The organism is Flavonifractor sp. An306 (genome assembly GCF_002159455.1).
GTDB lineage: Bacteria > Bacillota > Clostridia > Oscillospirales > Oscillospiraceae > Flavonifractor.
In genome coordinates, this window is the sequence record NZ_NFIQ01000026.1 from 16,983 (window position 1) to 40,976 (window position 23,994).

General features: G+C 56.2%; 24 protein-coding genes, 1 tRNA gene and 1 other RNA gene. 4 read left to right on the plus strand and 22 right to left on the minus strand.

What is annotated here, in order from left to right:
* Nucleotide 1 precedes the first annotated feature (1 nt).
* Genes B5F88_RS08310 through B5F88_RS08330 form a run of 5 tightly spaced genes read right to left on the minus strand, consistent with a single transcriptional unit; the run spans nucleotide 2 to nucleotide 3,158 of the window.
* A complete protein-coding gene (locus B5F88_RS08310) occupies nucleotides 2-1,084 on the minus strand; it encodes a stage III sporulation protein AE (protein ID WP_087344211.1) in 1,083 nt (360 codons plus the stop codon).
* Between the two features lie 53 nt (nucleotides 1,085-1,137).
* On the minus strand, nucleotides 1,138-1,524 hold the full coding sequence (locus tag B5F88_RS08315) for a stage III sporulation AC/AD family protein (protein WP_087344214.1): 387 nt from the start codon (nucleotides 1,522-1,524) through the stop codon (nucleotides 1,138-1,140).
* A gap of 3 nt (nucleotides 1,525-1,527) precedes the next feature.
* Entirely contained in the window at nucleotides 1,528-1,722 is a 195-nt protein-coding gene (gene spoIIIAC, locus B5F88_RS08320; protein WP_087344217.1) for a stage III sporulation protein AC, read from the minus strand.
* A 12-nt stretch (nucleotides 1,723-1,734) separates the two neighbouring features.
* A complete protein-coding gene (locus tag B5F88_RS08325) occupies nucleotides 1,735-2,247 on the minus strand; it encodes a stage III sporulation protein AB (protein ID WP_087344220.1) in 513 nt (170 codons plus the stop codon).
* Entirely contained in the window at nucleotides 2,241-3,158 is a 918-nt protein-coding gene (locus B5F88_RS08330; RefSeq protein ID WP_087344223.1) for a stage III sporulation protein AB, read from the minus strand. Before B5F88_RS08330 ends, B5F88_RS08325 begins: the two co-directional genes overlap by 7 nt.
* Nucleotides 3,159-3,334: 176 nt before the next feature.
* On the opposite strand from B5F88_RS08330, the gene B5F88_RS08335 reads away from it, so the two are divergent.
* Nucleotides 3,335-4,702 (plus strand): MATE family efflux transporter, encoded by a 1,368-nt coding sequence (locus B5F88_RS08335; RefSeq protein WP_087344226.1) that lies wholly within the window; start codon nucleotides 3,335-3,337, stop codon nucleotides 4,700-4,702.
* A gap of 48 nt (nucleotides 4,703-4,750) precedes the next feature.
* Here the strand turns inward: B5F88_RS08335 and B5F88_RS08340 are convergent, their stop codons facing one another.
* The 10 genes from B5F88_RS08340 to ffs all read right to left on the minus strand — a co-directional run bounded on the left by B5F88_RS08340 (nucleotide 4,751) and on the right by ffs (nucleotide 15,253).
* Nucleotides 4,751-5,782: an ABC transporter permease gene (locus tag B5F88_RS08340; protein WP_087344229.1), complete on the minus strand. Its 1,032-nt coding sequence runs from the start codon at nucleotides 5,780-5,782 to the stop codon at nucleotides 4,751-4,753.
* On the minus strand, nucleotides 5,779-7,035 hold the full coding sequence (locus B5F88_RS08345) for an ABC transporter permease (protein WP_087344232.1): 1,257 nt from the start codon (nucleotides 7,033-7,035) through the stop codon (nucleotides 5,779-5,781). The genes B5F88_RS08340 and B5F88_RS08345 overlap by 4 nt, the downstream gene beginning before the upstream one ends.
* Nucleotides 7,032-8,582 (minus strand): ABC transporter ATP-binding protein, encoded by a 1,551-nt coding sequence (locus B5F88_RS08350; protein WP_087344235.1) that lies wholly within the window; start codon nucleotides 8,580-8,582, stop codon nucleotides 7,032-7,034. The genes B5F88_RS08345 and B5F88_RS08350 overlap by 4 nt, the downstream gene beginning before the upstream one ends.
* Nucleotides 8,583-8,710: 128 nt before the next feature.
* Nucleotides 8,711-9,934 (minus strand): BMP family ABC transporter substrate-binding protein, encoded by a 1,224-nt coding sequence (locus B5F88_RS08355; protein ID WP_242959691.1) that lies wholly within the window; start codon nucleotides 9,932-9,934, stop codon nucleotides 8,711-8,713.
* 239 nt (nucleotides 9,935-10,173) lie between these two features.
* The gene (gene deoC, locus B5F88_RS08360; protein ID WP_087344282.1) at nucleotides 10,174-10,839 is read right to left on the minus strand and encodes a deoxyribose-phosphate aldolase; all 666 of its coding nucleotides are present in this window, start codon (nucleotides 10,837-10,839) and stop codon (nucleotides 10,174-10,176) included.
* Nucleotides 10,840-10,864: 25 nt separating this feature from the next.
* Complete coding sequence (locus tag B5F88_RS08365; RefSeq protein WP_087344241.1) at nucleotides 10,865-11,992, minus strand: DUF362 domain-containing protein; 1,128 nt, start codon at nucleotides 11,990-11,992, stop codon at nucleotides 10,865-10,867.
* 44 nt (nucleotides 11,993-12,036) lie between these two features.
* The gene (locus B5F88_RS08370; protein ID WP_087344244.1) at nucleotides 12,037-12,711 is read right to left on the minus strand and encodes a YoaK family protein; all 675 of its coding nucleotides are present in this window, start codon (nucleotides 12,709-12,711) and stop codon (nucleotides 12,037-12,039) included.
* A 77-nt stretch (nucleotides 12,712-12,788) separates the two neighbouring features.
* Entirely contained in the window at nucleotides 12,789-13,136 is a 348-nt protein-coding gene (locus B5F88_RS08375; RefSeq protein ID WP_087344247.1) for a YbaB/EbfC family nucleoid-associated protein, read from the minus strand.
* A 15-nt stretch (nucleotides 13,137-13,151) separates the two neighbouring features.
* Nucleotides 13,152-14,879: a DNA polymerase III subunit gamma/tau gene (gene dnaX / locus B5F88_RS08380; RefSeq protein ID WP_087344250.1), complete on the minus strand. Its 1,728-nt coding sequence runs from the start codon at nucleotides 14,877-14,879 to the stop codon at nucleotides 13,152-13,154.
* A 109-nt stretch (nucleotides 14,880-14,988) separates the two neighbouring features.
* Nucleotides 14,989-15,253: signal recognition particle sRNA large type (gene ffs, locus B5F88_RS08385), an RNA gene on the minus strand.
* 388 nt (nucleotides 15,254-15,641) lie between these two features.
* Between ffs and B5F88_RS08390 the strand changes: the two genes are divergently transcribed.
* Nucleotides 15,642-15,718 (plus strand) — tRNA-Ala (locus B5F88_RS08390).
* Nucleotides 15,719-15,764: 46 nt separating this feature from the next.
* Here the strand turns inward: B5F88_RS08390 and B5F88_RS08395 are convergent.
* The 5 genes from B5F88_RS08395 to B5F88_RS08415 all read right to left on the minus strand — a co-directional run bounded on the left by B5F88_RS08395 (nucleotide 15,765) and on the right by B5F88_RS08415 (nucleotide 20,649).
* The gene (locus tag B5F88_RS08395; RefSeq protein ID WP_162612145.1) at nucleotides 15,765-17,288 is read right to left on the minus strand and encodes a recombinase family protein; all 1,524 of its coding nucleotides are present in this window, start codon (nucleotides 17,286-17,288) and stop codon (nucleotides 15,765-15,767) included.
* 192 nt (nucleotides 17,289-17,480) lie between these two features.
* Nucleotides 17,481-17,678, minus strand: a complete 198-nt coding sequence (locus B5F88_RS08400) for a hypothetical protein (protein WP_087181419.1) — start codon at nucleotides 17,676-17,678, stop codon at nucleotides 17,481-17,483.
* Between the two features lie 14 nt (nucleotides 17,679-17,692).
* Complete coding sequence (locus B5F88_RS08405; protein WP_087344256.1) at nucleotides 17,693-19,060, minus strand: relaxase/mobilization nuclease domain-containing protein; 1,368 nt, start codon at nucleotides 19,058-19,060, stop codon at nucleotides 17,693-17,695.
* 6 nt (nucleotides 19,061-19,066) lie between these two features.
* The gene (gene mobC, locus B5F88_RS08410; RefSeq protein ID WP_087344259.1) at nucleotides 19,067-19,375 is read right to left on the minus strand and encodes a plasmid mobilization relaxosome protein MobC; all 309 of its coding nucleotides are present in this window, start codon (nucleotides 19,373-19,375) and stop codon (nucleotides 19,067-19,069) included.
* A 200-nt stretch (nucleotides 19,376-19,575) separates the two neighbouring features.
* Nucleotides 19,576-20,649, minus strand: a complete 1,074-nt coding sequence (locus tag B5F88_RS08415; protein ID WP_087344262.1) for an AAA family ATPase — start codon at nucleotides 20,647-20,649, stop codon at nucleotides 19,576-19,578.
* Between the two features lie 149 nt (nucleotides 20,650-20,798).
* Here B5F88_RS08415 and B5F88_RS08420 point away from each other — a divergent pair, with 149 nt between their 5' ends.
* Both B5F88_RS08420 and B5F88_RS08425 read left to right on the plus strand, forming a co-directional pair.
* The gene (locus tag B5F88_RS08420; protein WP_087344265.1) at nucleotides 20,799-21,923 is read left to right on the plus strand and encodes a DUF6076 domain-containing protein; all 1,125 of its coding nucleotides are present in this window, start codon (nucleotides 20,799-20,801) and stop codon (nucleotides 21,921-21,923) included.
* A complete protein-coding gene (locus tag B5F88_RS08425) occupies nucleotides 21,920-22,885 on the plus strand; it encodes a sigma factor (RefSeq protein WP_087344268.1) in 966 nt (321 codons plus the stop codon). Before B5F88_RS08420 ends, B5F88_RS08425 begins: the two co-directional genes overlap by 4 nt.
* A gap of 45 nt (nucleotides 22,886-22,930) precedes the next feature.
* Here B5F88_RS08425 and B5F88_RS08430 read toward each other — a convergent pair whose 3' ends face one another.
* Both B5F88_RS08430 and B5F88_RS08435 read right to left on the minus strand, forming a co-directional pair.
* Complete coding sequence (locus B5F88_RS08430; protein ID WP_087344271.1) at nucleotides 22,931-23,395, minus strand: DUF6550 family protein; 465 nt, start codon at nucleotides 23,393-23,395, stop codon at nucleotides 22,931-22,933.
* On the minus strand, nucleotides 23,392-23,712 hold the full coding sequence (locus B5F88_RS08435) for a DUF6809 family protein (protein WP_087344274.1): 321 nt from the start codon (nucleotides 23,710-23,712) through the stop codon (nucleotides 23,392-23,394). The genes B5F88_RS08430 and B5F88_RS08435 overlap by 4 nt, the downstream gene beginning before the upstream one ends.
* Nucleotides 23,713-23,994: the final 282 nt, after the last annotated feature.

The following is a 23,994-nucleotide window of genomic DNA, read 5'->3' on the forward strand; positions in this document are numbered from 1 at the left end:
CTCACCCTCCCGCAGCTGCCGTTACGGCAGAGACCATAGATATCAGCAGCAGTAAAGCGCAGGCACCTGTCATTCCAAGCACCAGGCCGAATGCTCCGCCGATCTGATCAATCAGCCCCGCCACCCTGCCGCCGGACACCGTGGCGCTGAGCGCCGCCGTCATTTTATAGGCCAGATAATGGATTCCCAACTGAAGGAAGGGAACCACGCACATACCCAGCACCACCAGCATACCAAACACCCCTACGGCATTTTTCAGGATGCCCGCGCTGGCCAGCACAGTCTCCGCAGCATCGGAGAGGATGCCGCCTACCACGGGGACCATACTGGACATGGTGAACTTTGCCGCCTTGACAGCAGCCGCATCGGCGGTCCCGGCGATGGCTCCGCTGATGGTCAGATACCCTACAAACAGGATCAGCACGGCGCTGAGAACGGAGGTCACCACCCATTTGATGGTGACGGCCATCCGCTTCAGGCCCTCGTTGCCAATGGCGGTATAGGCGACACAGGCCGCCATATACAGATATAGAAGGGGCAGCAGCAAACTGGTAATCAGCGTGATCAGCACGTCAGAAAAGAGCATGGTAGCCAGCTGACGGGCAGCCGCTGCTCCCGGAGAACCGGAGGCCGCCACTGCCGCCGTTACCGTGGGCAGAAGCAGCTTGGAGAAGGTCTCCATCTGCTCCAGAGCTTCCCGTCCCATGCCAATAAGCGAGTTGGCGTCAGCCACTGCCACCGCCGCAATCGCCATGGCCCCAACGATGGAGACTACGTCTACTGTGCTCCCACCCGCAGCGCAAGTTCCCTCTGCCAAGCCGCACAACAGCACGACAGAGAGCAGCAGCACGCCGCTGCGGAGCGCTTTTCGTACCACACCGGCGACCTGACCGCTCCCGGTGTCCAAAATACTCTGAATCCCCTCCTCCAGGTCCAAGCCATCATCCAGTTCCATCCCAGGCGCCCACTCCTCTCCAGCCGCCTGGAGTCCATCCAGATCCAGCGCCTCGGACTGGGCCGCCGGGATATCCATATCCGCCGCCCATGCTGTTCCTGTCAGCAGTCCCAGCGTCAGCAAAAGCATGACAAGCCGCCTGATCACGATTTCTTTTCCCCTTTCCACGTCCCGCGGCTGGGCTACAGCAGCTCAGATACCGTATCCAGCACCGCCCGTATCAGCGGCAGCGCTACATACAGTGACAACGCCGCTCCCGCCGTTTCCACAAAGGCCGCAATACCACTTTCCTTGGCATCCCGGCAGACTTCCGCCGAAATTTTGGTCAGAATCCCGATCCCCACAGTTTTTATAACCGGGTCCAGCACGGCGGGCGAGAGCCCGGCCCGCTCACCCAGTTCTTCCAACAGCGCCCAAATTGCCTCCACAGCCCCCAGCGCCTGTCCCAAAATCAGCGCACCCGCCAACAGTGCCAGCACCAATCCGATCTCTCTGGCATTCTGGCGAACCACCAACGCACAGAGGGCAGCGGCTACGGCCAGGGCCGCAATCTTTCCCACCGCCTCCATCTGTTACAGACCAAACAGATCTTTTACCAGTTCGAACAATTCGCTGATCTCCTGCACCACCATCATCAGCACCACCACCAGACCAGCCAAGGTGGTCATAGTGGCCTGCTCATCCCGTCCGGATCGGGTCAGGACCTGATTCAGTACGGAAATCAGAATTCCAATCGCCGCAATTTTAAAAATTAAGTCCACATTCATGATGTATTCTCCCTATATCAGAAGAATGGCCAGGAAAGCGCCCGCCGTCAGACCCAAGACCTGGTCCATCCGTCCCTTTCGTTCCCGTTCCAGTTCCGCCAGTTCCGCCGCCGCTTCCAGTTCCGCGCCGGCCCGCTTCAGCGCCGTGTGCAGACCCTGCTCGTCATATTGCCCCAATACGTCGCCCAACTCTTGCAACGCGCGCAAGCTGCGCTCATCCAGATCCAGGTCTGCCGTTCTCAACGCATCCCGCCAAATCTCGGCTACCGGAACGGCTCCCAGGGCGTTCAGGCCTTCCACACATTGGGCAAACAGCTCCCCCACCGGGCCTTTGTAGAGCTGGGAAAGTGCGGTAAACAACTGCGGCAGAGGGGTTAGCCGGAAGGTGATCTCCCGCTCCATTTGCTCCAGCGCACGCATTAACTCCCGCAGTACCCGGGGACGCCGGGCCAGCCGCTGAGCCGCCAGAAAGCCCGCCATGGCCGGTCCCGCTACCAAAAGGGCCGCACCTACCAGCCTCAGCATAGTTCTGTCACCTGGTAGCGTCTGGCCAGTCCTTCCCGGCGGATCACCACCAGCCGGCGGAATATCTGCCGCCCCAGCAGTCCCCGGTACAGCGGACGTGTGTTCAGGTCCTCCAACCCAATTCCATGGGCGGTGCACAACAGAACCACGCCGCAGTTAGCCGCCAATTCCAGGGCCGCACAGTCCTCCGGCGCCGTAATCTCGTCTGCCGCCAGCACCTGGGGGTTAAGCCCCCGCAGCAGCATCAGCAGCGCCTTTTCCTTCGGACAGCCGCTCATAATATCGGTATGACTGCCAACAGTCAGCTGAGGCACCCCGTTGCACATGGCAGCCACTTCTCCCCGTTCATCCGCCAGTCCCACCCGTAGCGCAGGGCATCCATCTCCATCGGAAACGCTGCGGATCAGGTCCCGGAGCAGAGTAGTTTTTCCGCCTCCCGGCGGTGAAACCACCAACGTGCTTTGCAGCATATCGTCCCGCCACAGCCTGTCCAGAATCAGACGAGCCACTCCAGGCACCTCTCTGGCCACACGGATGGCCAGAGAAGAAATCTGCCGCAAATTCCGCACCTGCCCGTCCTGCATCACGCCACTGCCGCAGATACCGATACGGTGGCCACCGTCCACCGTAAAAAAGCCATTGCTGAGCTGAGCCTGAGCAGTGTGTACCGAGGCATGGGTGGCGATTTCCAGCACCAGCTCCAGATCTTTGCAGGTCACTGCTTCCGCTGCTCCAGGCACAGGCCTTTCCCCCTCCGGAAAGGTTGCCGTCATAGGCCTGCCTGCCCGCAGGCGCAGTTCCTCTGCTCTCGCCTGGTCAGCCTGGCACAGTCGCTCCGCCGCCTCTCGCAGCCTGGGCGGCAGCAGAGCGGCCGCCTCCAGATAGCGCTCCGCCGCTTTCTGTTGGGTCATGACAACTCACATCCTTCTTTCGTGTCTGACCCATCCTATGAGGGCACGTCCTAATTTATGCCTGAAGAAAAGGGTGCTGCCCGCACCGTATTTCTATGGTAAATACGGGTTGCAATTCTACTGAAGAGGAGTAGAATAGCATCGTCCTGTTATTTTTCTGTAAAGAAGTGTGGCATATGGAGGAACTGGTACAGGAGAAAAAGCAACCGCTGTTCAGCCGCAATGCGTTGGTCCGGCTGATCATTCCACTGATCATTGAGCAGCTTTTGCTGATGACCGTTGGTATGGCTGACACTGTCATGGTCACAACCGCAGGCGAAGCCGCAGTCTCCGGTGTCTCTCTGGTGGACAACATCAACACGTTGATTATTCAAATTTTTTCCGCCCTCTCCACTGGCGGCGCGGTGGTGGTATCGCAGTACCTGGGACGTCAGGAAGTGGAGCAGGCAAAGACCGCATCCAAACAGCTGCTCTATACCATGTGCGCGGTATCCCTCCTGCTGATGACAGCAGCGCTCCTGTTCCGGCAGCATATCCTCTCCCTGATCTTCGGCCGGGTGGAAGCCGATGTAATGACCAGTGCGCTCATCTATTTCCTGCTTACCGCCGCCGCCTACCCGTTTATGGGAATCTACAACGCCGGAGCCGCCCTGTTCCGGGCCATGGGCAACAGCAAGGTATCCATGTTCTGCTCCCTGATCATCAATTTCATCAATATTGCGGTAAATGCAATCTTCATTTTTGGATTCCACTTTGGCGCTGCCGGAGCCGGTATCGGGACCCTGGTCTCCCGTATTGCGGCGGCCGTTATAATTATGACTTTGCTGAACCACCCGGACCACCTGGTACGTGTGGACGGCCTGCTCCGGTTTCAGCTTAACGGCGGTATGATCAAGCGGATCTTGTTTATCGGTATTCCCAACGGACTGGAGAACGGGATGTTCCAGGCCGGAAAATTGATGGTACTCAACCTGATTACCACCTTCGGCACCTCCGCGGTAGCCGCCAACGCCATCGCCAACAGTGTGGCCGGCGTGGTCAATGTGCCGGGCATGGCCCTTGGCCTGGCCATTATCACAGTGGTCGGCCGGTGCATGGGCGCGGGAGCCACCGACCAGGCGGTTACCTATACCAAACGTCTGGTTGGAGTCTGCTATCTCTTTATGCTGGTTATGAGTACCGGTATGTTTTTTCTGGCGGATTTTCTGGTATCCCTGTTCAACCTCAGTCCCGAGGCAGTTGGCATGGCCGCTCAGGTACTGCGGATTTGCGCGGTGGGCAACGTCATCTTCTGGCCCATGTCCTTTACCCTGCCCAACTCTCTCCGTGCGGCGGGAGACGCAGTGTTTACCATGATGGTCTCCCTGTGTTCCATGTTTGCCTGTCGCGTGGCTTTGAGCTATGTACTGGCCTGTTCCTGGGGGTTAAACCTGGGGCTGGCTGGCGTCTGGCTGTCCATGGTAGCGGATTGGATTGTGCGGTCGTTCCTCTTCCTGCTTCGCTACTGGCGGGGCAGCTGGAAAAAGATTAAGGTAATTGAATAAGAAAAAAGCCAATCCATACGGATGGGCTTTTTCTTATTCATTCTTTCTTTAACGCTGTCCCTTGTCGTAGGGAATACCTTCCGCTTTAGGTGCTCTGGACTTTTTGGAGGTAAAGGCCAGCACGATCAGCGTGATCAGGTAGGGCAGCATCCGATAGAAATGGGGGCTGATGCCCAGCTGTGCCAGCAGGAACACGCCGTCGCCATTGATGTCGATGCTGGAGTAAGAGGCGGCAATGCACTTGAACAGGCCGAACAGCAGGGCGGAACCGGCAATATTCAGCGGCTTCCAGTTGCCGAAGATCATGACCGCCAGAGCCAGGAAACCGAAGCCGGCCACATCGCCGGTGGAGGCACAGTTGGCGGTGGTCATGGCGTAGACAAAACCGCCCATGCCCGCCAGGGCGCCAGAGATGGTGGTACCGGCATAGCGCATCTTGTACACATTGATGCCCAGCGAGTCGGCCGCCTGGGGATTTTCGCCGCAGGAGCGCAGCCGCAGGCCGAAGCGGGTCTTGTAGAGCAGAATGGACAGCACCACAAACAGGAGGATGCAGATATAGGTAGCCAGATAGGTCTTATCAATAAAGGTAGAGCCAAAAAAGCCCATATCCTCACTACGGCCATAGCCAAAAAAGCTCTTCTTGATCATGAACCAGCTGGCGGAATCGCCTTCCGCCATCTGCAGGGTGTTCTGGTTGGCGATGATACGGATGAAAAACAGCACCAGGGCGGGGGCCAGCAGGTTCAGGGCGGTGCCGCCGATGGTCTGGTCTGCCTTCAGGTTCACCGAAGCAAACGAGAGCAGCAGAGAGAACAGCGCCCCCAACACCGCCGCCACCAGCATGGCCAGGAGCATGAATCCCTGAAGCGCCACCCAGTCTCCGGCTGCCTTGGCCTCCGCAAAGGTACCCGCCTTCTGAGTCAGGTTGACAAACAACACGCCCGCAAAGGCACCAAAGATCATAATACCTTCCAGCGCCAGGTTAATAATACCGCTGCGCTCGGCAAAAACGCCTGCCAGGGCTACAATCATCAGGGGAACGGCATAGATCAGGGTTTGCTGAATCAGGAATGTCATACCCCGTCGCCTCCTTTCCCTTCTGCTGCGCCGCTTTCATCCGGCGGCGGGGCGGCCGGTGCGGGCTTTGCCTCCTGCGCAACCGGAGCCTTACGCTTTTTGCGACCGTTGAGCAGCATCTTAATGACCAGAGAGAATGCGCTGAGATACACGATTACGGCAATGATAACGTCCGTGATATATTCGTTATACGCCGTCAAATTGGTCAGCTGCAGACCGACAATGTCCAGCATGGACATGAAGCAACCGGTGAAGATCACAGCGATGGGGTTGCTGGCTGCCAGCAGGGCTACCGGGATTCCGTTAAAGCCGGTAGCAGGCAGCGTTTGATAGGTGGACCAGAAGAATTCCGTATTGCCGGAGAGGTAATACAGAGAGGCCGCCGCTCCAGACAGCGCTCCGGCGATCGCCATAGACAGCACAATATTCCGCTTGTCCGCGATGCCGGCATAGCGGGCCGCGTGCCGGTTGGCGCCGCAGGCCTTCAGCTCATAGCCCAGCGTGGTCTTATTCATCAGAATATAGATCAAAATTGCGATGACAATGGCGATGATGATGCCGCCATTGACCTGAGAATTGGGGAAGATTTTATCCAGCCCCATTTTAGCGGTCTGTACGCCATTGAAGGAGGTTTTGTAGATATAACCGCTCTTGGTGTTCTCTACCAGGTTACGGAAATTACTGCCGTCAAACATCCAGGTCACCAGATTGGCTGCAATCCAGTTGGTCATAATGCAGGCCAGCACCTCATTGATATTGAGGAAAGCCTTGACCAGGCCGGGGATACATCCCCACAGCGCACCCGCCAGCATACCGCCCGCAAAGGCAATGATCCAGATCAGCCAGGTGGGCACCGACTGGGAGGGAATGCCCAAGGCCAGCATCAGAGTGGCCGCGGTACCCATCAGATATTGCCCGGGTGCGCCGATGTTGAACAGACCGGTTTTAAAGGCCACCGCCACCGACAGTCCGGTGAGGATCAGAGGAGTAGCCCGGAAGAGCATATCGCCCATGTTGGTGGAGTTAAAGCCAAAGGTCAGGGCGCCCGCCGCATTGCGGCCCGTACTGAACAGGCCGCCGAATACCAGCCGGATGCCCTCCATAGCTCCGCTGATGCCCAGGTTGGAGTTGCCCAGGCCCACGATCACAATGATGATTCCCCCCACCACCATGCCGATGATGATGGAAATTAAGGAGGCCAGCACAGATTTGGTGCTATCCTTGCGCCACAGCTTGCCGAATTCCTGCTTCATGCGCCCTCTCCCTCCTTCCCCATCCGCTTGGCGCCGGCCATATAGAGGCCCAGCTCCTGTACGGTGGTAGTTGTGGGATCCAGCTCGCCCACAATTTCGCCTTCATACATGACCAAAATACGGTCAGACAGGCTCATTACCTCGTCCAGCTCCAGCGAGACCAGCAAAATGGCTCTGCCCTTATCCCGCTCCGCTACCAGCTGCTTGTGAATATACTCAATCGCGCCCACATCCAGGCCGCGGGTAGGCTGAACCGCCACAATCAAAGGCTTGTCCCGGTCCAGCTCCCGGGCGATGATGGCCTTTTGCTGGTTGCCGCCGGACATACTCCGGGCTATGGTCACCGGCCCCTGGCCGGAGCGCACATCATATTGCCCGATCAGCCGCTCCGCATACTCCCGCACAGCGCCCTGCTTGATAAAGCCCATATGCTGGAACTGAGGCTCCCGGAACCGCTGAAGCACCATGTTTTGCTCCAGTGTAAAGTCCAATACCAGACCATGTTTGTGGCGGTCCTCCGGAATATGGCTCATATCCGAACCCCGCTGGCGAATGGAGGCGTGGGAGATATCGTGGCCGCAGAGCGTGACCTTGCCGCTGGAGCTTTTCTCCAGACCAGCCAGTCCATAGACCAGCTCACTCTGGCCGTTTCCGTCGATACCGGCAATACAGACAATCTCCCCCGCCCGTGCGGTAAAGGTAACGTCATGTACCGCGTCCCTCTTATGGCTTTTGGAGGGGATGGACAGGTGCTCCACCTCCAGCACCGCCTCGCCAGGCTTGGCAGGCACCTTCTCCACTTGGAGCTGCACCGGCCGTCCCACCATCATATTGGACAGGGACTGCTTGTCCGTATCTTTGGTATCCACAGTGCCGATATACTTGCCCTTCCGCAGCACCGTTACCCGGTCGGCTACCGACATGATCTCATTGAGCTTGTGGGAGATGAAGAGGATGGACTTCCCTTCCTTGGCAAACTCCTTCATGGTAGCCATCAGTTCGTCGATTTCCTGAGGCGTCAGCACGGCGGTGGGCTCGTCAAAGATCAGGATCTCGTTGTCCCGATAGAGCATCTTCAGGATCTCCACCCGCTGCTGCATGCCAACTGTGATATCCTCCACCTTGGCATCAAGATCCACCTTCAGGCCGTACCTTTCCGAAAGGGCCTCTACTTTTTTCCGGGCCTCCTTCTTCTGCAGAAAGCCCAGCTTCGTGGTCTCCGCGCCCAAAACAATGTTCTCCAGAACGGTGAATACATCCACCAGCTTGAAGTGCTGATGCACCATGCCGATGCCCAGCGCAGTGGCGTCGTTGGGATTATTGATCCGCACGACCTCACCATTCTTTCTGATCTCCCCCGCTTCCGGCTGGTACAAGCCGAACAGCACGCTCATCAGGGTAGACTTTCCCGCGCCGTTCTCTCCCAAAAGCGCGTGGATCTCCCCTCTCCGAAGCTGGAGGGTGATATCATCATTGGCGATGATACCGGGAAATTCTTTGGTGATATGGAGCATCTCAATAATATTCTCTGCTTCCATCATCCGCATCCCGCCCCCTTTGCGTAATATGGTACTATTATATAATACCAGTAGGAAAAATACAAGAAATTTGTCTAATCTCCTAAAAAAGAAGCGGGAGCCCATACGTGCTCCCGCTTCTCTGCGCTGTAATCAGATTAGATCTTGTTCAGGTTCAGGTTGCTCCACTCGGTAGTCTCCAGCTTGGAGAAGTCGTTGTCCACCACCAGGGTGCCGTCCAGCATCTGCTGATACAGAGCCTCGTACTCCTCCACGGTGAAGGTCTCAAACCGCCAGGACTCGGCAGCGGTGGGCAGCTCCACAGCGTTGTCCTTCACGCCCAGAGAGGTGCCGGTGCCGCCGATTTCCTCGAAGGTGCCGTCATAGACGTGACCCACGGCCCACTGCACAGCGTCAGACAGGCCCTTCATAGCGGAGGTAACCACGGTGTCGGACTCAGCGGACTGGTCCACGTCCACGCCGATCACATAGCCGTCATTGGCAGAGGCGGCAGCAGAGATGGACTGGAACATGGAGCCGCCGCAGGCAAAGACGATCTCGGTGCCGTTGGCATACCAACCGCTGATCATGGTCTGCAGCTCGGTGGAGGCGGAGAAGGTGGCGCCGTACTCCCAGGAGTAGTTCATGTCAACGGTAATACCCAACTCCTTGGCGGCGTCATTGGCGCCCTGCACGTAGCCGTAGCCGAACCGGCAGCAGGCATCGTTGGTGCCGCCGCCACCGCCGGAGAAGCCCAGCTTGGTGAAGCCGTCCTTCACAGCGGCATAGCCGGCCAGGTAGCCAGCCTGCTCTTCCTGGAAGGCGATGCCGGCCACATTGGCCAGGATGTTGCCCTCAACAGCGGGATCGGGATCGTCGTCCAGAGGATAACCATCAATAAAGATGAAGGGAACATCGGGGTAGTCCATAGCGGCCTGGCGCAGAGCAGCCTCCTGCAGGTAGCCGGCACACACAACCACCTCGGCGCCGCCTTCCACGGCGGCCTTCATGGCGTTGTAACGGTCATCGTCGGTGGCCTCGCTGGAGTTGGCGGGCTGATAGTACTTGTAGGACAGGCCATTGGCGGCAGCATACAGCTTCACGCCGTCAAAGGTACCCTGGTTGAAGGACTTGTCCTTCAGCTGGCCCACGTCGGTAACGAAAGCCACCTGATACTTGCCGTCCTCAGAAGTCATGGTGTCGGGGATGGAGTCGGGATCAGTGGCAGCCGCGCCGCCGGTCTCCTGGGGAGCCTGAGACTCGCTGACAGGAGGCGTGCTCTCGCCGCCAGGGGTCTCGGTGTTGCCCTGGGTACCGCCACAGGCGGCAAGACCAAGGACCATGGAGCCGGACAGGAGCAGTGCAAGGAGCTTCTTGTACATCTTCAATGTAATCTACCTTCCTTTCACAAAAATCGCCCAGTCTGGTCCAGACAGTTATGATGTCTCTTCCCTCCTGAGCTACAGAGTTATTATACCGTATCGCCGGTTACATAGCAACCGTCTTTTTACAAGATGACCAAGTTTTTTATCCGTTCTTTGCCGTTTTTCACACATCCCCTGGAACAGGCAGGAAAAAATACCGGGAAATCAATTTATGATTTTCCGGTATTTTCCAATTATTAGTATCCCTGAGGAGTCTGGCCCTTTACCAGCTTCACAATGGCAGAGGTACCTAGGCGGTCAGCGCCCAGGTTCAGAAAATCCTCCGCATCCTGAAGAGTCCGGATACCGCCGGCGGCCTTGACCTTCACATCGGGACCAACATTGGCCTTAAACAGGGCCACATCCTCCCGGGTGGCGCCGCCGGTGGAGAAACCGGTGGAGGTCTTGATATACTCCGCCCCGGACTGGGTGACAATCTGGCAGAGCTTCACCTTCTCCTCCTGTGTGAGCAGGCAGGCCTCCACAATCACCTTTAAAATCCGTCCCTGGCAGGAGGCCTTCACGCTCTTGATCTCTTCCAGCAGGTCGTCCCACCGGCCATCCTTGGCCCAGCCGATGTTGATTACCATGTCGATCTCATCGGCCCCATTGCGGATGGCGTCCTCTGTCTCAAACACCTTGACCTCCGTGGTGGAATAGCCGTTGGGAAAGCCGATAACGGTGCAGATTTTCAGATCGTTGCCCACATAGTCGTTGGCCTGCTTGACGTAGGAGGCCGGAATACAGACCGAGGCGCAGCCAAATTTCAGGCCATCGTCACACACCTCTTTGATCTGCGCCCAGGTAGACTCCTGCTTGAGCAGCGTATGGTCGCAATGGGCCAGGATTTCTTTTACATCCATCATGGTACCGCCTTCCTTTCCGCACTTACTTCACTTCAATCAATTCATAGGAGCGAGTCCCCACGCCGATCTTCTCACAGTGGGCCAGACACACCTTCCAATCCGTAACCGGCATACTGTTGATAAAGTGGTCGTGGTGATCGCAAAACCCCTCCTTGTGCATCTCCTCGTCCAGATGGGAGCCGGGAATGGGCGGCTGACGCAGGCAGGCTTCGGCGCAGGCCTGATCCAGAGCCACCGGGTCAAAGGAGGCAAACATACCCACATCAGGCACAATAGGCAGATCGTTTTCTCCGTGGCAGTCGCAGTAAGGCGACACGTCCACCACCAGACTGATGTGGAACTGGGGCCGCCCGTCCACCACCGCCTTGGTATATTCCGCCATCCGGCAGCTCAGCTGCTCCATGGCGGCATCGCTGCCGGCGTGGATGGCATCAAAGTTACATACCGCAATGCACCGACCGCAGCCCACGCACTTGTCCCAGTCAATGCTGGCCTTCCGGTCCTCCCCATAGGAGATGGCGCTGTGGGCGCATTGGGTGGAGCACTTCTGACAGCCTACGCAGCGGCGGTAGCTGATGCGGGGCTTTCCCTCCGCGTGCTGTTCCATCTTGCCCCGCCGGGAACCGCATCCCATACCGAGATTTTTAATGGCGCCGCCAAAGCCAGTCTGCTCATGGCCCTTGAAGTGGGACAGCGAAATAATCACATCCGCCTCCATAATGGCCTTGCCGATTTTAGCCGTCTGAATGTATTCGCCGCCTGCCACAGGAACTTCCACATCGTCGTTGCCCCGCAGGCCGTCCCCGATGATGATCTGGCAACCGGTGGACATGGGAGAAAATCCATTCTCATAGGCAGCGTCCAGGTGCTCCAGCGCATTTTTCCGCCGTCCGGGATAGAGAGTATTGCAGTCCGTCAGGAAAGGCACCCCGCCCATACTTTTTACTACATCAGCCACTACCTTGGCATAATTAGGCCGCAGAAACGCCAGATTGCCCGGCTCGCCGAAGTGCATTTTGATCGCAACCAATTTCCGGTCAAAATCAATCTGATCAATCCCCGCAGTGCGGATCAGCTTTTCCAGCTTATTCAGCAGGCTGGTTCCGGGCTGGCAGCGGAGATCAGAGAAGTAAACCTTCGCCTGTTCCATTTCCCATATACCTCCTAGAATCCAAATGTTAGACAAGCCATATTTTATACCGACTTTTTCTTTCCCGCAAGAGTTTTCCATTCAAACATCATGAGAAAAGCGCAGCCCAGAGGAACCAGGCTGATCAGCACGCCTTTTTGCCCCATGCAATCGGCGCACAGCGCACCCACCGCCGCTCCAGCTACGAAAAAGAGGATAATCCCATAATACTGGGCCGCCCGCCGCCCATGGTCTCTATCTCCAGTGCGCAGATACTGCAGCATCCGTTCTGTCCCGCTGCGAAGATTTCCGGTACACATGGTGGTGGCAAAGGCGTTGCCATGTACCTTACGAAAGCTCTCCACCTGGACTGCGCACACAAATGATACCGCGATATTGGCCAGATTATCCATCTGCAAGGGCAAAAACGCCACGCCCGCCAATAAAACCAACTCCAGCCCCACCGTCATCTGCCGCCAGTGTATGCCGCTTGCATGACGAAAGCGGTATTTTACCAGATCCGCCACGACCACACCTCCCGCAAACGCCAGAATGGGGATGAGGTAATGCAGCGCCAGCGCCCACTGCCCCTGGATCATCCGCACACCCAGGAGCACAATATTGCCCGTCTGTGCGTTGGCAAATACACCGCCTCGTACCAGGTAGGTATAGGCGTCCAAAAATCCACCCGCCACAGCCAGCAGGGCGCCCAGGCGAAAACTCTCAGAAGTCTGTCCCATAAGCACATCCCCCTCACGCACAGACCGGGGCAGGTCTCACACCCTGTCCCGGTCCGTCCTCTTTTTCTATCAGGTTTTTAAAAGGGTAGGCCGAGTCCGCCTGTCAGCTGCTGCATAGAGGAGGCGGAATCGCTCTCCGCCGCCCGCAGAGCCTCGTTGACCGCCGCCACGATCATATCCTGCAGCATCTCCACGTCCTCAGGGTCCACCGCGTCAGGATCAATGGTCACGCTTTTGAGCTCGCGCTTACCGGATACCACCGCGGACACCACGCCGCCTCCGGCAGCGGCGGTATAGGTCTTATTCTCCAGCTCCTGCTGCATTTTCATCATGTCCTGCTGCATCTTCTGAACCTGCTTCATCATGTTCATATTCATGCCGCCGCCAAAGCCGCCCATACCCCGGCTGTTGAATCCCTTTGCCATTTGGTCGCAACTCCTTTATTCTTCAATAATAATATTGTCAAACTGCCGGCCAAGCGCCAGCAAATCGTCCAGGTTATCATGTTTTTGCCGAGCGTCAACTTGTTCCGCAGGGGCTTTTCCTACCTTGACCGCACACCGCACTGGCTTTCCAATCTGGGTTGAGGCCAGGCGTGCCAGCTCTTCCAGAATGCTGGCCTTCCCAACCATATCCTTTATAAACTCGTCAATCACCCATAGGGTAAGTACGCCATCCTCGATCCGGCCCTGTACGGACGCCGGATTGCTCAGAAATGGATATTCTGCAGGAAATTTACCGCGGATACCGGTAACCAAACCAGGCCATAACGTCTCGCCGGATACAGCCTGTTCTTGCGGATAGTTGATTTCTTTCGGCTGTTCAACCAGCTTTGCAGGCGGCTCCCCGGAAAGCAGAACCCGCTCCCCAGGCTCCCCAGGCTCCTCAGGCAGCGGCGGGCGCTCCTCCTCCCAGGGAGGATTGCCCGCATCAGCCGGAACCGCCTGACGGGTTTCTCTCCGGGTGCCTGAATTCTGTGGACGCTTCTGTGGAGTGGCAGGTACCGCACAGGCTGCCGGAACTCCCCCGGCCAACAGCTCCTCCACCCTGCTCAGTCGGGCATTCAGGGCAGACATACTCTCATCCAAAGAGGGCTCACACAGTCGGATCAGACACAGCTCCGCATCTGTTCTCCGGTTCCCGCTGCGCGGTAACTCGGCAATAGTGCTTTGCAATAGTCCCAAAATCTGCGCCAGGCGGGCGGTTTGAAACAGATTGGACAACTTGCGCATGGTGTTCTCATCATAGCCGCCGGTGAGAAGCGGCGCACCGCCCTTAGGCGCTGTTTTGCGAATAAGCAGATCGCGTGCCAGTGCGGCAAGCTCATTCAGCAGGCTGCCTATCTCTTTCCCTGCACCATAAAGCCGTCCCAGCGTCTCCAGTGCTCCGGCCGTATCCCCATTTCCGATCTGTTCCATCAGTCCGGCGGTTTCCAGATTGCCTGCCAGGCCGAGGGCATCCAGCACCTCCTGCTCGCCAATGGGCCGATCTGCCACCGCGCATTGGTCCAGCAAAGACAGGGCGTCGCGCAGTCCGCCGTCTGCCAGCCGCGCCAGCAGCGCAGCTCCTTCCCCCCGCAGCTCCAACCCCTCTTCCCTGGCTACATAAGCCAGCCGCGCAGCAATGTCTCCAGGCAGGATCCGCTTGAACGAAAACTGCTGACAACGGGATTTAATGGTAGCCGGGACCTTATGCAGCTCTGTGGTCGCCAGAATAAACATCAAGTGTTCAGGGGGTTCTTCCAGGATCTTCAGCAAGGCGTTGAACGCCGCGGAAGACAGCATATGGACTTCATCCACGATATATACCCGTTTCCGTACGGCGGCAGGCGTATATACCGCTTCATCCCGTAGGGCGCGCACCTGGTCCACACCATTATTGGAGGCCGCATCCAGCTCCAGCACATCCAGAATAGACCCATTTTCAATGCCCAAACAGGAGGGACATTGATTGCATGGGTTTCCATTGACCGGATGTTCACAGTTTACCGCCCTGGCCAGGATCTTGGCGCAGGTGGTCTTCCCTGTGCCGCGAGTCCCGGTAAACAGATAAGCGTGTGACAAACGCCCGGCTGCCACCTGGCGTTTTAGCGTCTCAGTAATATGTCCCTGACCTACCACATCATCAAATGTACGGGGCCGCCATTTGCGGTACAACGCCTGATACAAAACCAGTCACCTCAAAATCCACGGGTTGTTTGCAAAAGGGAAAGGAGCGGAGGAGGCGGAAAACCGCGTTCCTTCGCCCCTTTCCCAGTACGTCCAGTTCATGGCAAGACCGCACACCAACCTTTGGAAGCATCGCTATGACCGTTACCCTGACAGCCGGCTCAGGAGCGGGAACCCCGCGGCACAGATCGCGGTCCGCTTAGTGCTGCTCGGTTCCCCGCCTGACACGGTTCACGGGGCGACCTTGCGCGGGACCGATCCATCATCACTACTTTTCAGGGTCAGACAACACAGCGCTGTTCCGGGGGCTGGGATTCATCCCTGCTATAGCGGGTTGCAGGTACAGGGCACCGCTAACTCCCCGACTAGTGCGGCCTTGCCGCGAACAGGACGCATTTCAGCGTATTCCTGCGGAAGGCTGACTTTGATATCATACATCATTTTTGAGCATTTATCAATATCACTTTCACATTTTTTAAAAAAGGACTTTACAATCCAATAAATTATGCTATAATAGCGTGGTGTCAGCAAGCTTGTTTTCTTAAAAGGACAATCAATTTATGGTATAGCAAGTTAGAGGATACTGTTAGGTTTCCTCCGCAAAATCGAATATTTCGAAATCTGTTTTTCATAACTTTTTTGATTAAAAAATAGCCAATATGGGCCTATAGCTCAGCTGGGAGCGCAAAGGGTTCGGTTTTCTGCCACATCTATAATTTCATATTGCTTATTCTTCTGTTCCGCTTTTGGAACTGTTGATTTGGGCCCGTAGCTCAGTCTGGGAGAGCGTACGGTTCGCATCCGTAAGGTCGAGGGTTCGATCCCCTTCGGGTCCACCACACTCGGGAGATCTCGTTTTGAGATCTCCCGAGTTTTTTCATGCTTTCAGGATGCACGATAGTACACACTCTTGTCCCCTTCCGGATGTAGGAAGTCGAAGAACTGTGTGATACTGATTTTGAATTCCACTTCGATTTCAAAGTTCTTCCCGATATTCACCCGCTCAATGAGCTGCCGCAGGATCATCTTCTTTCCCTCAATACTACTCCCCGCATACAGGTCGGCCCAGGACATAATCTTGTCATACTCCTTTTGGACGGCAACGGCAGAGCTTTTCAGATTAGCCGCTTTTTCCTTAGCCTGTTCCAATTCCTGTGCCAGCGCCGCCAGTTTGCTTCGGGTGTCCTCTATCATCTCGCCAAGGATGTCCGCTCCAAAACTGCCAGTCCCATTGATGGTCTTGATGATCTCTTTCTTGTAGCTCTCCAGTTCCCGTTCTGCGGCGGCGTGGAGTTTCTCCAGATTTGCTACTGAACTGTTTGCCAGTTGGAGTTCTTTCTCCCGCTGCTTTTGAATGAGCTGGCTCCTGGGTGCAGTCTTCATCCGCTCAAAGAGTTGGATGACGATCTTATCAATAATGCCGTCCAGTTTCTCGCCGGAGTATCCGGTCTGACCATCACAGTCCTGAGGATGGCGGATCTTGTAGTGGCAGGCGTATCGGATACGGGTTTCCCGCTTGGGCTCACCCTTGGCGCGTCTGCCGCTGCTGGTGGTCAGCACCAGCTTGGAACCGCAGTGGGCACAGTAGACCATCCCGGAGAGCAGCGCCTTCCCCTTGGAGTTAAAGGGCACTTCATTGTGGTGCATTGTCCTGGCCCCCATCAACTCCTGTGCTCGCTCATACAGATCCAGCGGAACAATTTGCAGCTCTGGAAAGATTTCTGAGCGTGTTTCCCCACTGCGCAGGATTCCCACATACATGATGTTCTTCAGCATTTTGATGATGGTGGTATTGGCGAAGTTGGTCCCCTTTCGATTGAGATAGCCGTTGTTATATAACCACCGGGACAACCGCTGTGCGCCGAACCCCTCATAGACATATTTTTCAAAGATGATGCGCACCACCGCAGCTTCATCCGGGTCAACCAGAATCTCGTTGACTTCATGATTCTTTTTATTGAAGCGCCCCTGCTTTTCCAGGCGGTATCCATAGGGGACGATCCCGCCCCGGAACCTCCCCTCCTGCACGATTTGCGAAAGGCGTGTCTTTGTTCGGGCAGAGGTTTTGAGGCTCTCGCCGGAGGCCTGCCAATAACGGATATAGTTCAGCAGTTTGTCGATATGATCGTCCATCTTCTGTTGCCCTTCCATTGCACTCCACACTTCGATTCCGTTGCGGATGAACCACTCTACCACGAAGGGCGTCTCATCGTCCCGCCGTCCCAGGCGGTCGAACATGAACACCAGCAGGATGTCAAACTTCCGTTCCTCAGCGTCCTGGCGGATCTCCTGAATCGCGTCGCGGTCAGCAGCAGCCACCTTGAAACCCGAGACACCTTTTTCTGCAAATTCTTTGATAATCGTCCATCCCTGGCTCTCCGCAAATTCACGGCAGTATTGTTTCTGCATCGGGATATCATCTTTTTCTACCTGTCCTTTAGTAGAGACTCGATAGAGGCAGTATACTCGCTTGTTTTTTTCCATGATTGCACCTTGTCCTTTCTGGTATAGGACTGCGGTGCATATGGTTTGCTCAGATTAAATTGTCAAGGTTCATATGCACACACAGTATCCCACACCACTGGTAAAAAGTCTACTGAATCAAGCAGGCTTGTTCAGGTTTTCAAAGTCCTGTGCCATCAACAGCGTCTGCTCAATTTCAGACACTGTGTCAGGCTTTGTGATGGTGTTTTTGAAGCGGAGAGCAACAATCAGTCCGTCCACTTCCATCGTGATATATTCTGTCGGCTCAGAGTATCGGGGATGCTCCCGATCATACATTGCCTGCTGATAACTCATGTGATCATCCTCCTTTACATAGTCTGCTGCCAAGTTTGTTCTTCTTCGTGGTCGTCCTCGGCGTGGCCTTGGGCGATTTTCTTTTGCCGTTCTTTCCGGAGGGCCTTGCTGTCTGCGTGGTAGTTCGTGGTGGTGGCATCCCTCACGGGAGCATTGTCTTGGCCGCGCTCCAGAGCGTGTCCAAACTGGACCACGCCACCCACAGCACTAACCCAGTCAGCGCCAGGGCCGCCAGTCCCAACAGCAGACTGGTCCATGGAATGTCCGGCAGACTCGGTCTGGGCAGTCTGATGCTGGGCAGAGAAAAACGCTTCTCGTTCCGCTTCCCAGCCTGTTCGCTCATCTTCTCCAGATGCTTCACCGCTTTCAGCAGCTCGTCCATCTGCGTCCGGGTCGGGAGCTGCGCCAGCAGTTCGCTGACTTTCTTGAGATAGCCAGTCTGTCTCTCGGTGTGGTCCCCCAGTGCATAGAGGCTGCTCAGCAGTTCCTCCCACTCCGCTTTCGTAGGATGGTCTTCGGAAGGCGGTGTCAGCTCCTGCGCCGGAGGCTGCGGCGTGGTCTGTACCATCTGCGCAGGTCGGTTCTTCTCCAACAGCTCGTCCATAGATAATTTCTTTTCTGATCCTGAATTCATATTCCATATTCTCCTTTAGATATTTGTCACCGAACAGCAGACGGTCACGGCACTGCCAGCCGCTGGGTGTGGTGTAGGTGATGTTCCGCCGGGAGGTTTCCCAGCGTACCTTGTAGCCCTCGCTCTCCATCAGTGCAATGAACTCCTCACGGCTGGAGGCGTGGCGCATACAGTCGTTGATGATATTCATGAGCTGCAGCTTTTTGCTCTGGCCACGGGCTGCGGTGTGATACTCACAGATGGACATGGTTTTGGTTTTCTCTTTCCTGTCCGTTGGCTTAAACACAGGGAGAGAAAATTCCACGCAGACTTGATCGTTGCGCTGTCGCAGTTCCTGAAGCTGGTTCTTTGCGATGTGCAGTTTCTTTCCAGTATCGAAGTTGACCGAGTTGATGAGAAAGTGGGAATGGATGTGTTCCCGGTCTGTGTGGGTGCAGACCAGGACTTCATAGCCCTCATAGTACTCAGCCAGCTTCAGCGCCGCCGCATGAGCGGTGACCGGGTCGACCGCTTCGCCTTTTGGAAAGCTTTGCACCATGTGGTAGAACAGTACGCCGTCGGTTTTGTGATGCAGCCGCTTTGTGGTCATGAAGTCTGCGTAGACAGATTCCGGCTGGCAGTTGATGCCTGTGACCAACCGCTGCCCCTCGAACTCAGTTTTCTTATCTTGCATGGTGTACCGCATTACGGCTCCCATACATCCGGTGGTCTGGCCCCGCTTGTAGTTGGTGAAGCTGATAATAGCCATCCCTCATCACCGCTTTCGTTCCAGGATCAACCGGACAGCAGCGCAGAGTTCAGAGAACGCCTGGCGCACGCTGTCCAGGTTGATCACCGTGACGCGTCCCATGTGCGCCAGGGTGACGAGCTGATTCAGATTTCTGCCGATGGACTTCAGTTCCTTCAGCACTTCTTTCAGTCCGTCAATGACTACCACCTGCTTTCCCAGACAGCAGGCTGTCACATAATCGCTCATAGACATCCCGGAGCGTTTCGCCAATTCCTTGATGGTCTCCCTGTCTGCGGATGCCATCCGGGTGCTGAATTTGATATCTTTTTTCATGTCGTTTCCTCCAAATCGCAGATAAAGTGGGTCCGGGCTTCTGCCCGGAAATTATGCGGAAGGCGGACGGCGGCTGTGCCGACGACCAGACAAACGCGATGCTGGCCACCTCCAAGGAGGTGATTTCCCCGCGCCGGACGCCCGCACTCCTTCTTCGGCCACAAGCGGCCCAACACGGCGTTTTCTTGCTTTGCGGGAGTTTACTCGCCGCGCCTGGAAACCGCCCGCAAATCGCCGCACAGCGCCCCGGCAGGGTCAACAGGGTCGACCGCTGGGACACCCTGGGTATCGTCACTTTCGGCACGGCGCAGCTCAATGAGCCGCCTTCCGTTGCTGCGGCGCACCACAGCAGAAATACCGATTTTCCTTAGTGCATCAAGGTTTTGCAGGATCTGTCTGGATACTTTCTTGGGTGACATGCGCTCCACACCCACAGGGTCGATTCGTTCAGACAGCTCTGTGGGAGTGCCGATAAATTCAGTTCGGTCACGCATCAACTCAGAGAGGAGATAGACGATGCGGTCGCCCAGCAGTTCCGGCTGTGTCTGGCTGTCCGACACCAGCTCCCACACATTTTCACCGTTGCGCTCCAGTGTCAGCTCCCGGTATTCAATGTCACGGCCAATACAGAAAAGCTTCGCTCTTCCGCTGCCCCGCCGTTCCTCCACCAGCGTGAAGCTGGAATCCACCGCACCGCTGATGGCGGTCGTACCGGAGATGCGGTTGAACACATCGTCAGCGCTCTCCTTGCGCAGATGATGGATCAGCAGGATGGCGATGCCGTGGGCATCCGCAATCCGTTTCAGTGCAGAGAGGTCTCGATAGTCGTTGGCGTAGGTGTTGTCGTAGTTGGTCCCTCGGATCATCTGCAGCGTGTCAATGATGACCAGCACCGTGTCAGGATGTTCAGACAGGAAGGTGCGGAGCTGCTCCTCCAACCCCTTGCCCAGAATGTCGCTCTGGGTCGTGAAGTGGACATTGGCGGGGGCATCCTCCGTAATCTCGAACAGCCGGTTCTGGATGCGGAGGGTGGAGTCCTCCAGGCAGAGGTAGAGGGTGGTACCTTGCTTCACGGATATCCCCCAGACGGGTTCGCCCTTGGCCACCATGACGGACAGCCACAGGGCCAACCAGGACTTTCCCACCTTGGGAGAGCCGGCAAGGATGTGCAGCCCCTGGGACAGCAGCGTGTCCACCACGAAGTTGAGCGGCGTCAGCGGCAGACTCATCAGGTTCTCGCCGTCGATGGTTTGCAGTCGTTTTGTTTTACTCATTAGGATCATCCCCTTGTAAAAAGATAAGGACAGAGACCACGCGGCCATCGTGGCTCTTGTCCTTTCACTTGATTATTGGGGGGATTTTGATAAAATGAGAATATCGCAAGACAGGCAGAAAACAGATATAGGACAGAGGAGGTGGCCCTATGCCACTGGGGATCCAACAGAACAACAATCTCCTGCACCTGACAATGGATGTCTGGCAGGATCAGATCTTTTTCAATGAGACCGTCTACCCGGCCGGCCACTTTGCTGCCGGACTGTTGAATGTCCCCGAGGAGGCTATGCAGGCATTGGTCACCCACGGCGGGGCCATCAGCCATCAGATGGAGGCCCTGGCCTTGGCTGGGCGAGGTGAATTTATCAACCTGCTGGATGGGACCTGTACCTCCCTGGAGAAGCTGCTGGATGCCCTGTGGCACTGTCCACCGTATAGCTCGATGGACAAAGGGCAGGAGCAGCACACATTGGAGGTGCTGTTTTCTCCGGCATCCCACAACGACCTACTGAAGCCGGCTTCGCCCGTCCGGGAATTTTTCTTCCGCTATCTGGTGGCTGCCTTCAGCATCCCCCTGGGCATCCATCACTTCACCGTGGCGGCACGATATTTTGAGGAGGGCTATCTGCGGCGGCTGAAGAAGCGGACGGAGACCTACTTCGCTATGGCCGCCCACGACTGCTTCAACAGCGAATGGTTCTGGAGTATGATGCGCGATTTGCCGGTACCGGATGTCGAGCCATTCACCATCACACCGGATCTGAGATCCTCCTATGTCTTTGCCCGACACCCGAAACAGGAAAAAGAAACCGTATTTGTGAACCGGTATTTCTTTGACCATGCCATCAGCTTCTACATCTTTGACCTGATGAACGGATTGCAGCACGGCCATGCCCCCAGCCGGTGCTGTGGCTGCGGGACATACTTTCTCACCACCAACGGCCACATACCGAAATACTGCGATGGCATTGCGCCTCAGAATAACCGCATGACTTGCCGGCAGTACGGCGCCATGATGCGGCAGAAGGAGCAAAACAAACAGCACCCGGTCTATCGCCTGTTCACCACCCGCACCAACACCATCCGCAAGCACCACCAGAGAGGAAAGATTTCCGACGAGCTGCGCAATGAAGCGCTGTATGTGGCGGAGAACCTGCGGGATAAGGCGCTCATGGACAACGACTATGCCGCCAGCGGCTATGCACACGACATGGAGCAGGAAGCGATCTATGCCCAGGCGAGAGCGCGCCTTGCCCGGGAGGACGGGCCATGAGCATGTACCGCTGCGATGATCTCTGCCTCAGCAACGAGGAGCTTGCTCTGCGGATACAGGACGGCGATCCGCAGGCCGCTCCGCTCCTGCTTTCCCAGAACGAGGGATATCTGACCATGCTGGCCACAAGCTACTGCGAGCAATTTTCTCAGGACTTTCTGGTGGACGACCTCAAGCAGGAGGGGGCACTGGCACTGCTGGGCGCGGCGACGCGGTTTGATCCCTCCTATGGAACAAAGCTGCTGACCTATGCGACCCCCGCCATTGAGACGGCCATGCGGGACTGCGCCGCCCAGGGTTCTTTCTCTCTGTCGCTCCCGATGGACCGTTACCACCAGCTGCGCCAGGTGGCATTTCTCTATGCCACCCATGAGGGGGACATAGAAACAGATCTTCTGCCGGCCATTCAAGAGAAGCTGACGGTCTCCGCCAAAGTCGCCAGGCGTCTGCTGGAAGAATACCGTACCGTGTTTCAGGTTGAGTGTTTGGGCGAGGGCGTCTTTGACCTGGGGTATGGCGGCGACCCGGCCAGGGCCTACGACCGTTCCATGCGGCGGACGCTGCTCCTGCAGCGCATGGGGGAGGTGCTGAGCCCCAGAGAACTAAATCTGGTGCGCTGTTATCTGGGGATCGGTCAGCCCAACGAGCAGGGCATGACCTTTCAGGAACTGGCCATCCGGCTCAACTACAACGGACCCAGTGGTGCAGAGAAAGTGTATAAGAGCGCCATCCGGAAACTGAGAAAACAGTTGAACGATGGTGCTTACGGTCAGTGGCTCTCCATCCAGAAAGCCATTCACAAGGCCAGAGCAGAAGCAGAGACTGATTCTGGTTACTATGTGCCGCCGCAGACCACCTGGCTGGACGAAAAGGAACTGGCGGTGCGGTTTCTCTGTGAAGTTATTTCGCTGATCCATGTCCATGAGATAATCCGCGACGCATTGGAGCAGGAAACAGAATAAGCAGTGCGGCACCAGGCTTTGTCCTGATACCGCACTGCTTTTCATTTATCCCATGATCCCGATTTTATTACCGTTCTCGTGCATATCCTCGGCGTATTCCGCATGGTTGGGTCCCTGGCTTTCTATCCATCCAAAGCCCGGCACATAGACCATGTTGTCCGGAGCACTGTTAGGTGAAGCCGGGGCAGGTTCTGGTTCTTGTGGGGCTGTGACATCCTGTTCAGGTAGAACCGGTACTTCACTCGCTGAGGGCGTTTGAGCAGGCGATGGCTCCGGGGCAATATCGGCTTCCTCGACCAGTTCCGGCAGTGTTGCTTCCGACTTTTCTTCCTCTGGCGTTATAACTTCTTTCATTTCCGGCATCTTCGGAACTTCGGGCTGCGTAGCGATTACAGCGGCTGGCGTGGACGGTGCGGGTGTTTCCCCGACTGGTTGCTTCTGTGGCCACACAGCGGCACACAGGGGCAGACAGGCGGCGAACACTGCGACAGTGATGATTTGTTTCTTCATGTTGCTTCCTCCTCGCCAGACATGGAAAGAGCGCCCGATCTCTTCGCCGTACAGCGAGAGACTGAGCGCTCTTTTTCAAATTGATTCAGCTCCATAGAGAGCTGCCACGCCAGCTCAAATCCAGAAATAAAGCTGTCGATGGAGCGTTCCTCCGCCATCAGACTCTGGGCATCCATGATTCGAAGCACCAGCCGCCGTTCCGGCTTTTCCAACGCTTTGATCAGTGCTTGGTGGCATTCTTCCACTTCCTGCTTCTGCTCCGAAAACTCGGGTGGGGTATAGAAGCAGTCGTACAGGTCTTTGAGTAGTGTTTTCATGCGTTGCACCTCCTGGTAGCAACACACAATACCACAGGACGAGGAAAATAGCTATACGGTATGTTTGAGTAGGTTTATTATAGGTTGTACATTTTTACAGTCCGTTTTTTAGCACATATTTTGATGCATAATTATTATGTTTAACATTAGACTGCATTTTGTCACCGTAGGTTGCAGAGCAGGTGGTGGTAAAAGCGCATATTTCGTGATATAATAATTTAATTCACACTGACGAGACATCGACTGACGGAAATCTCTAAAATTTTCAATGTAAAAGGCACA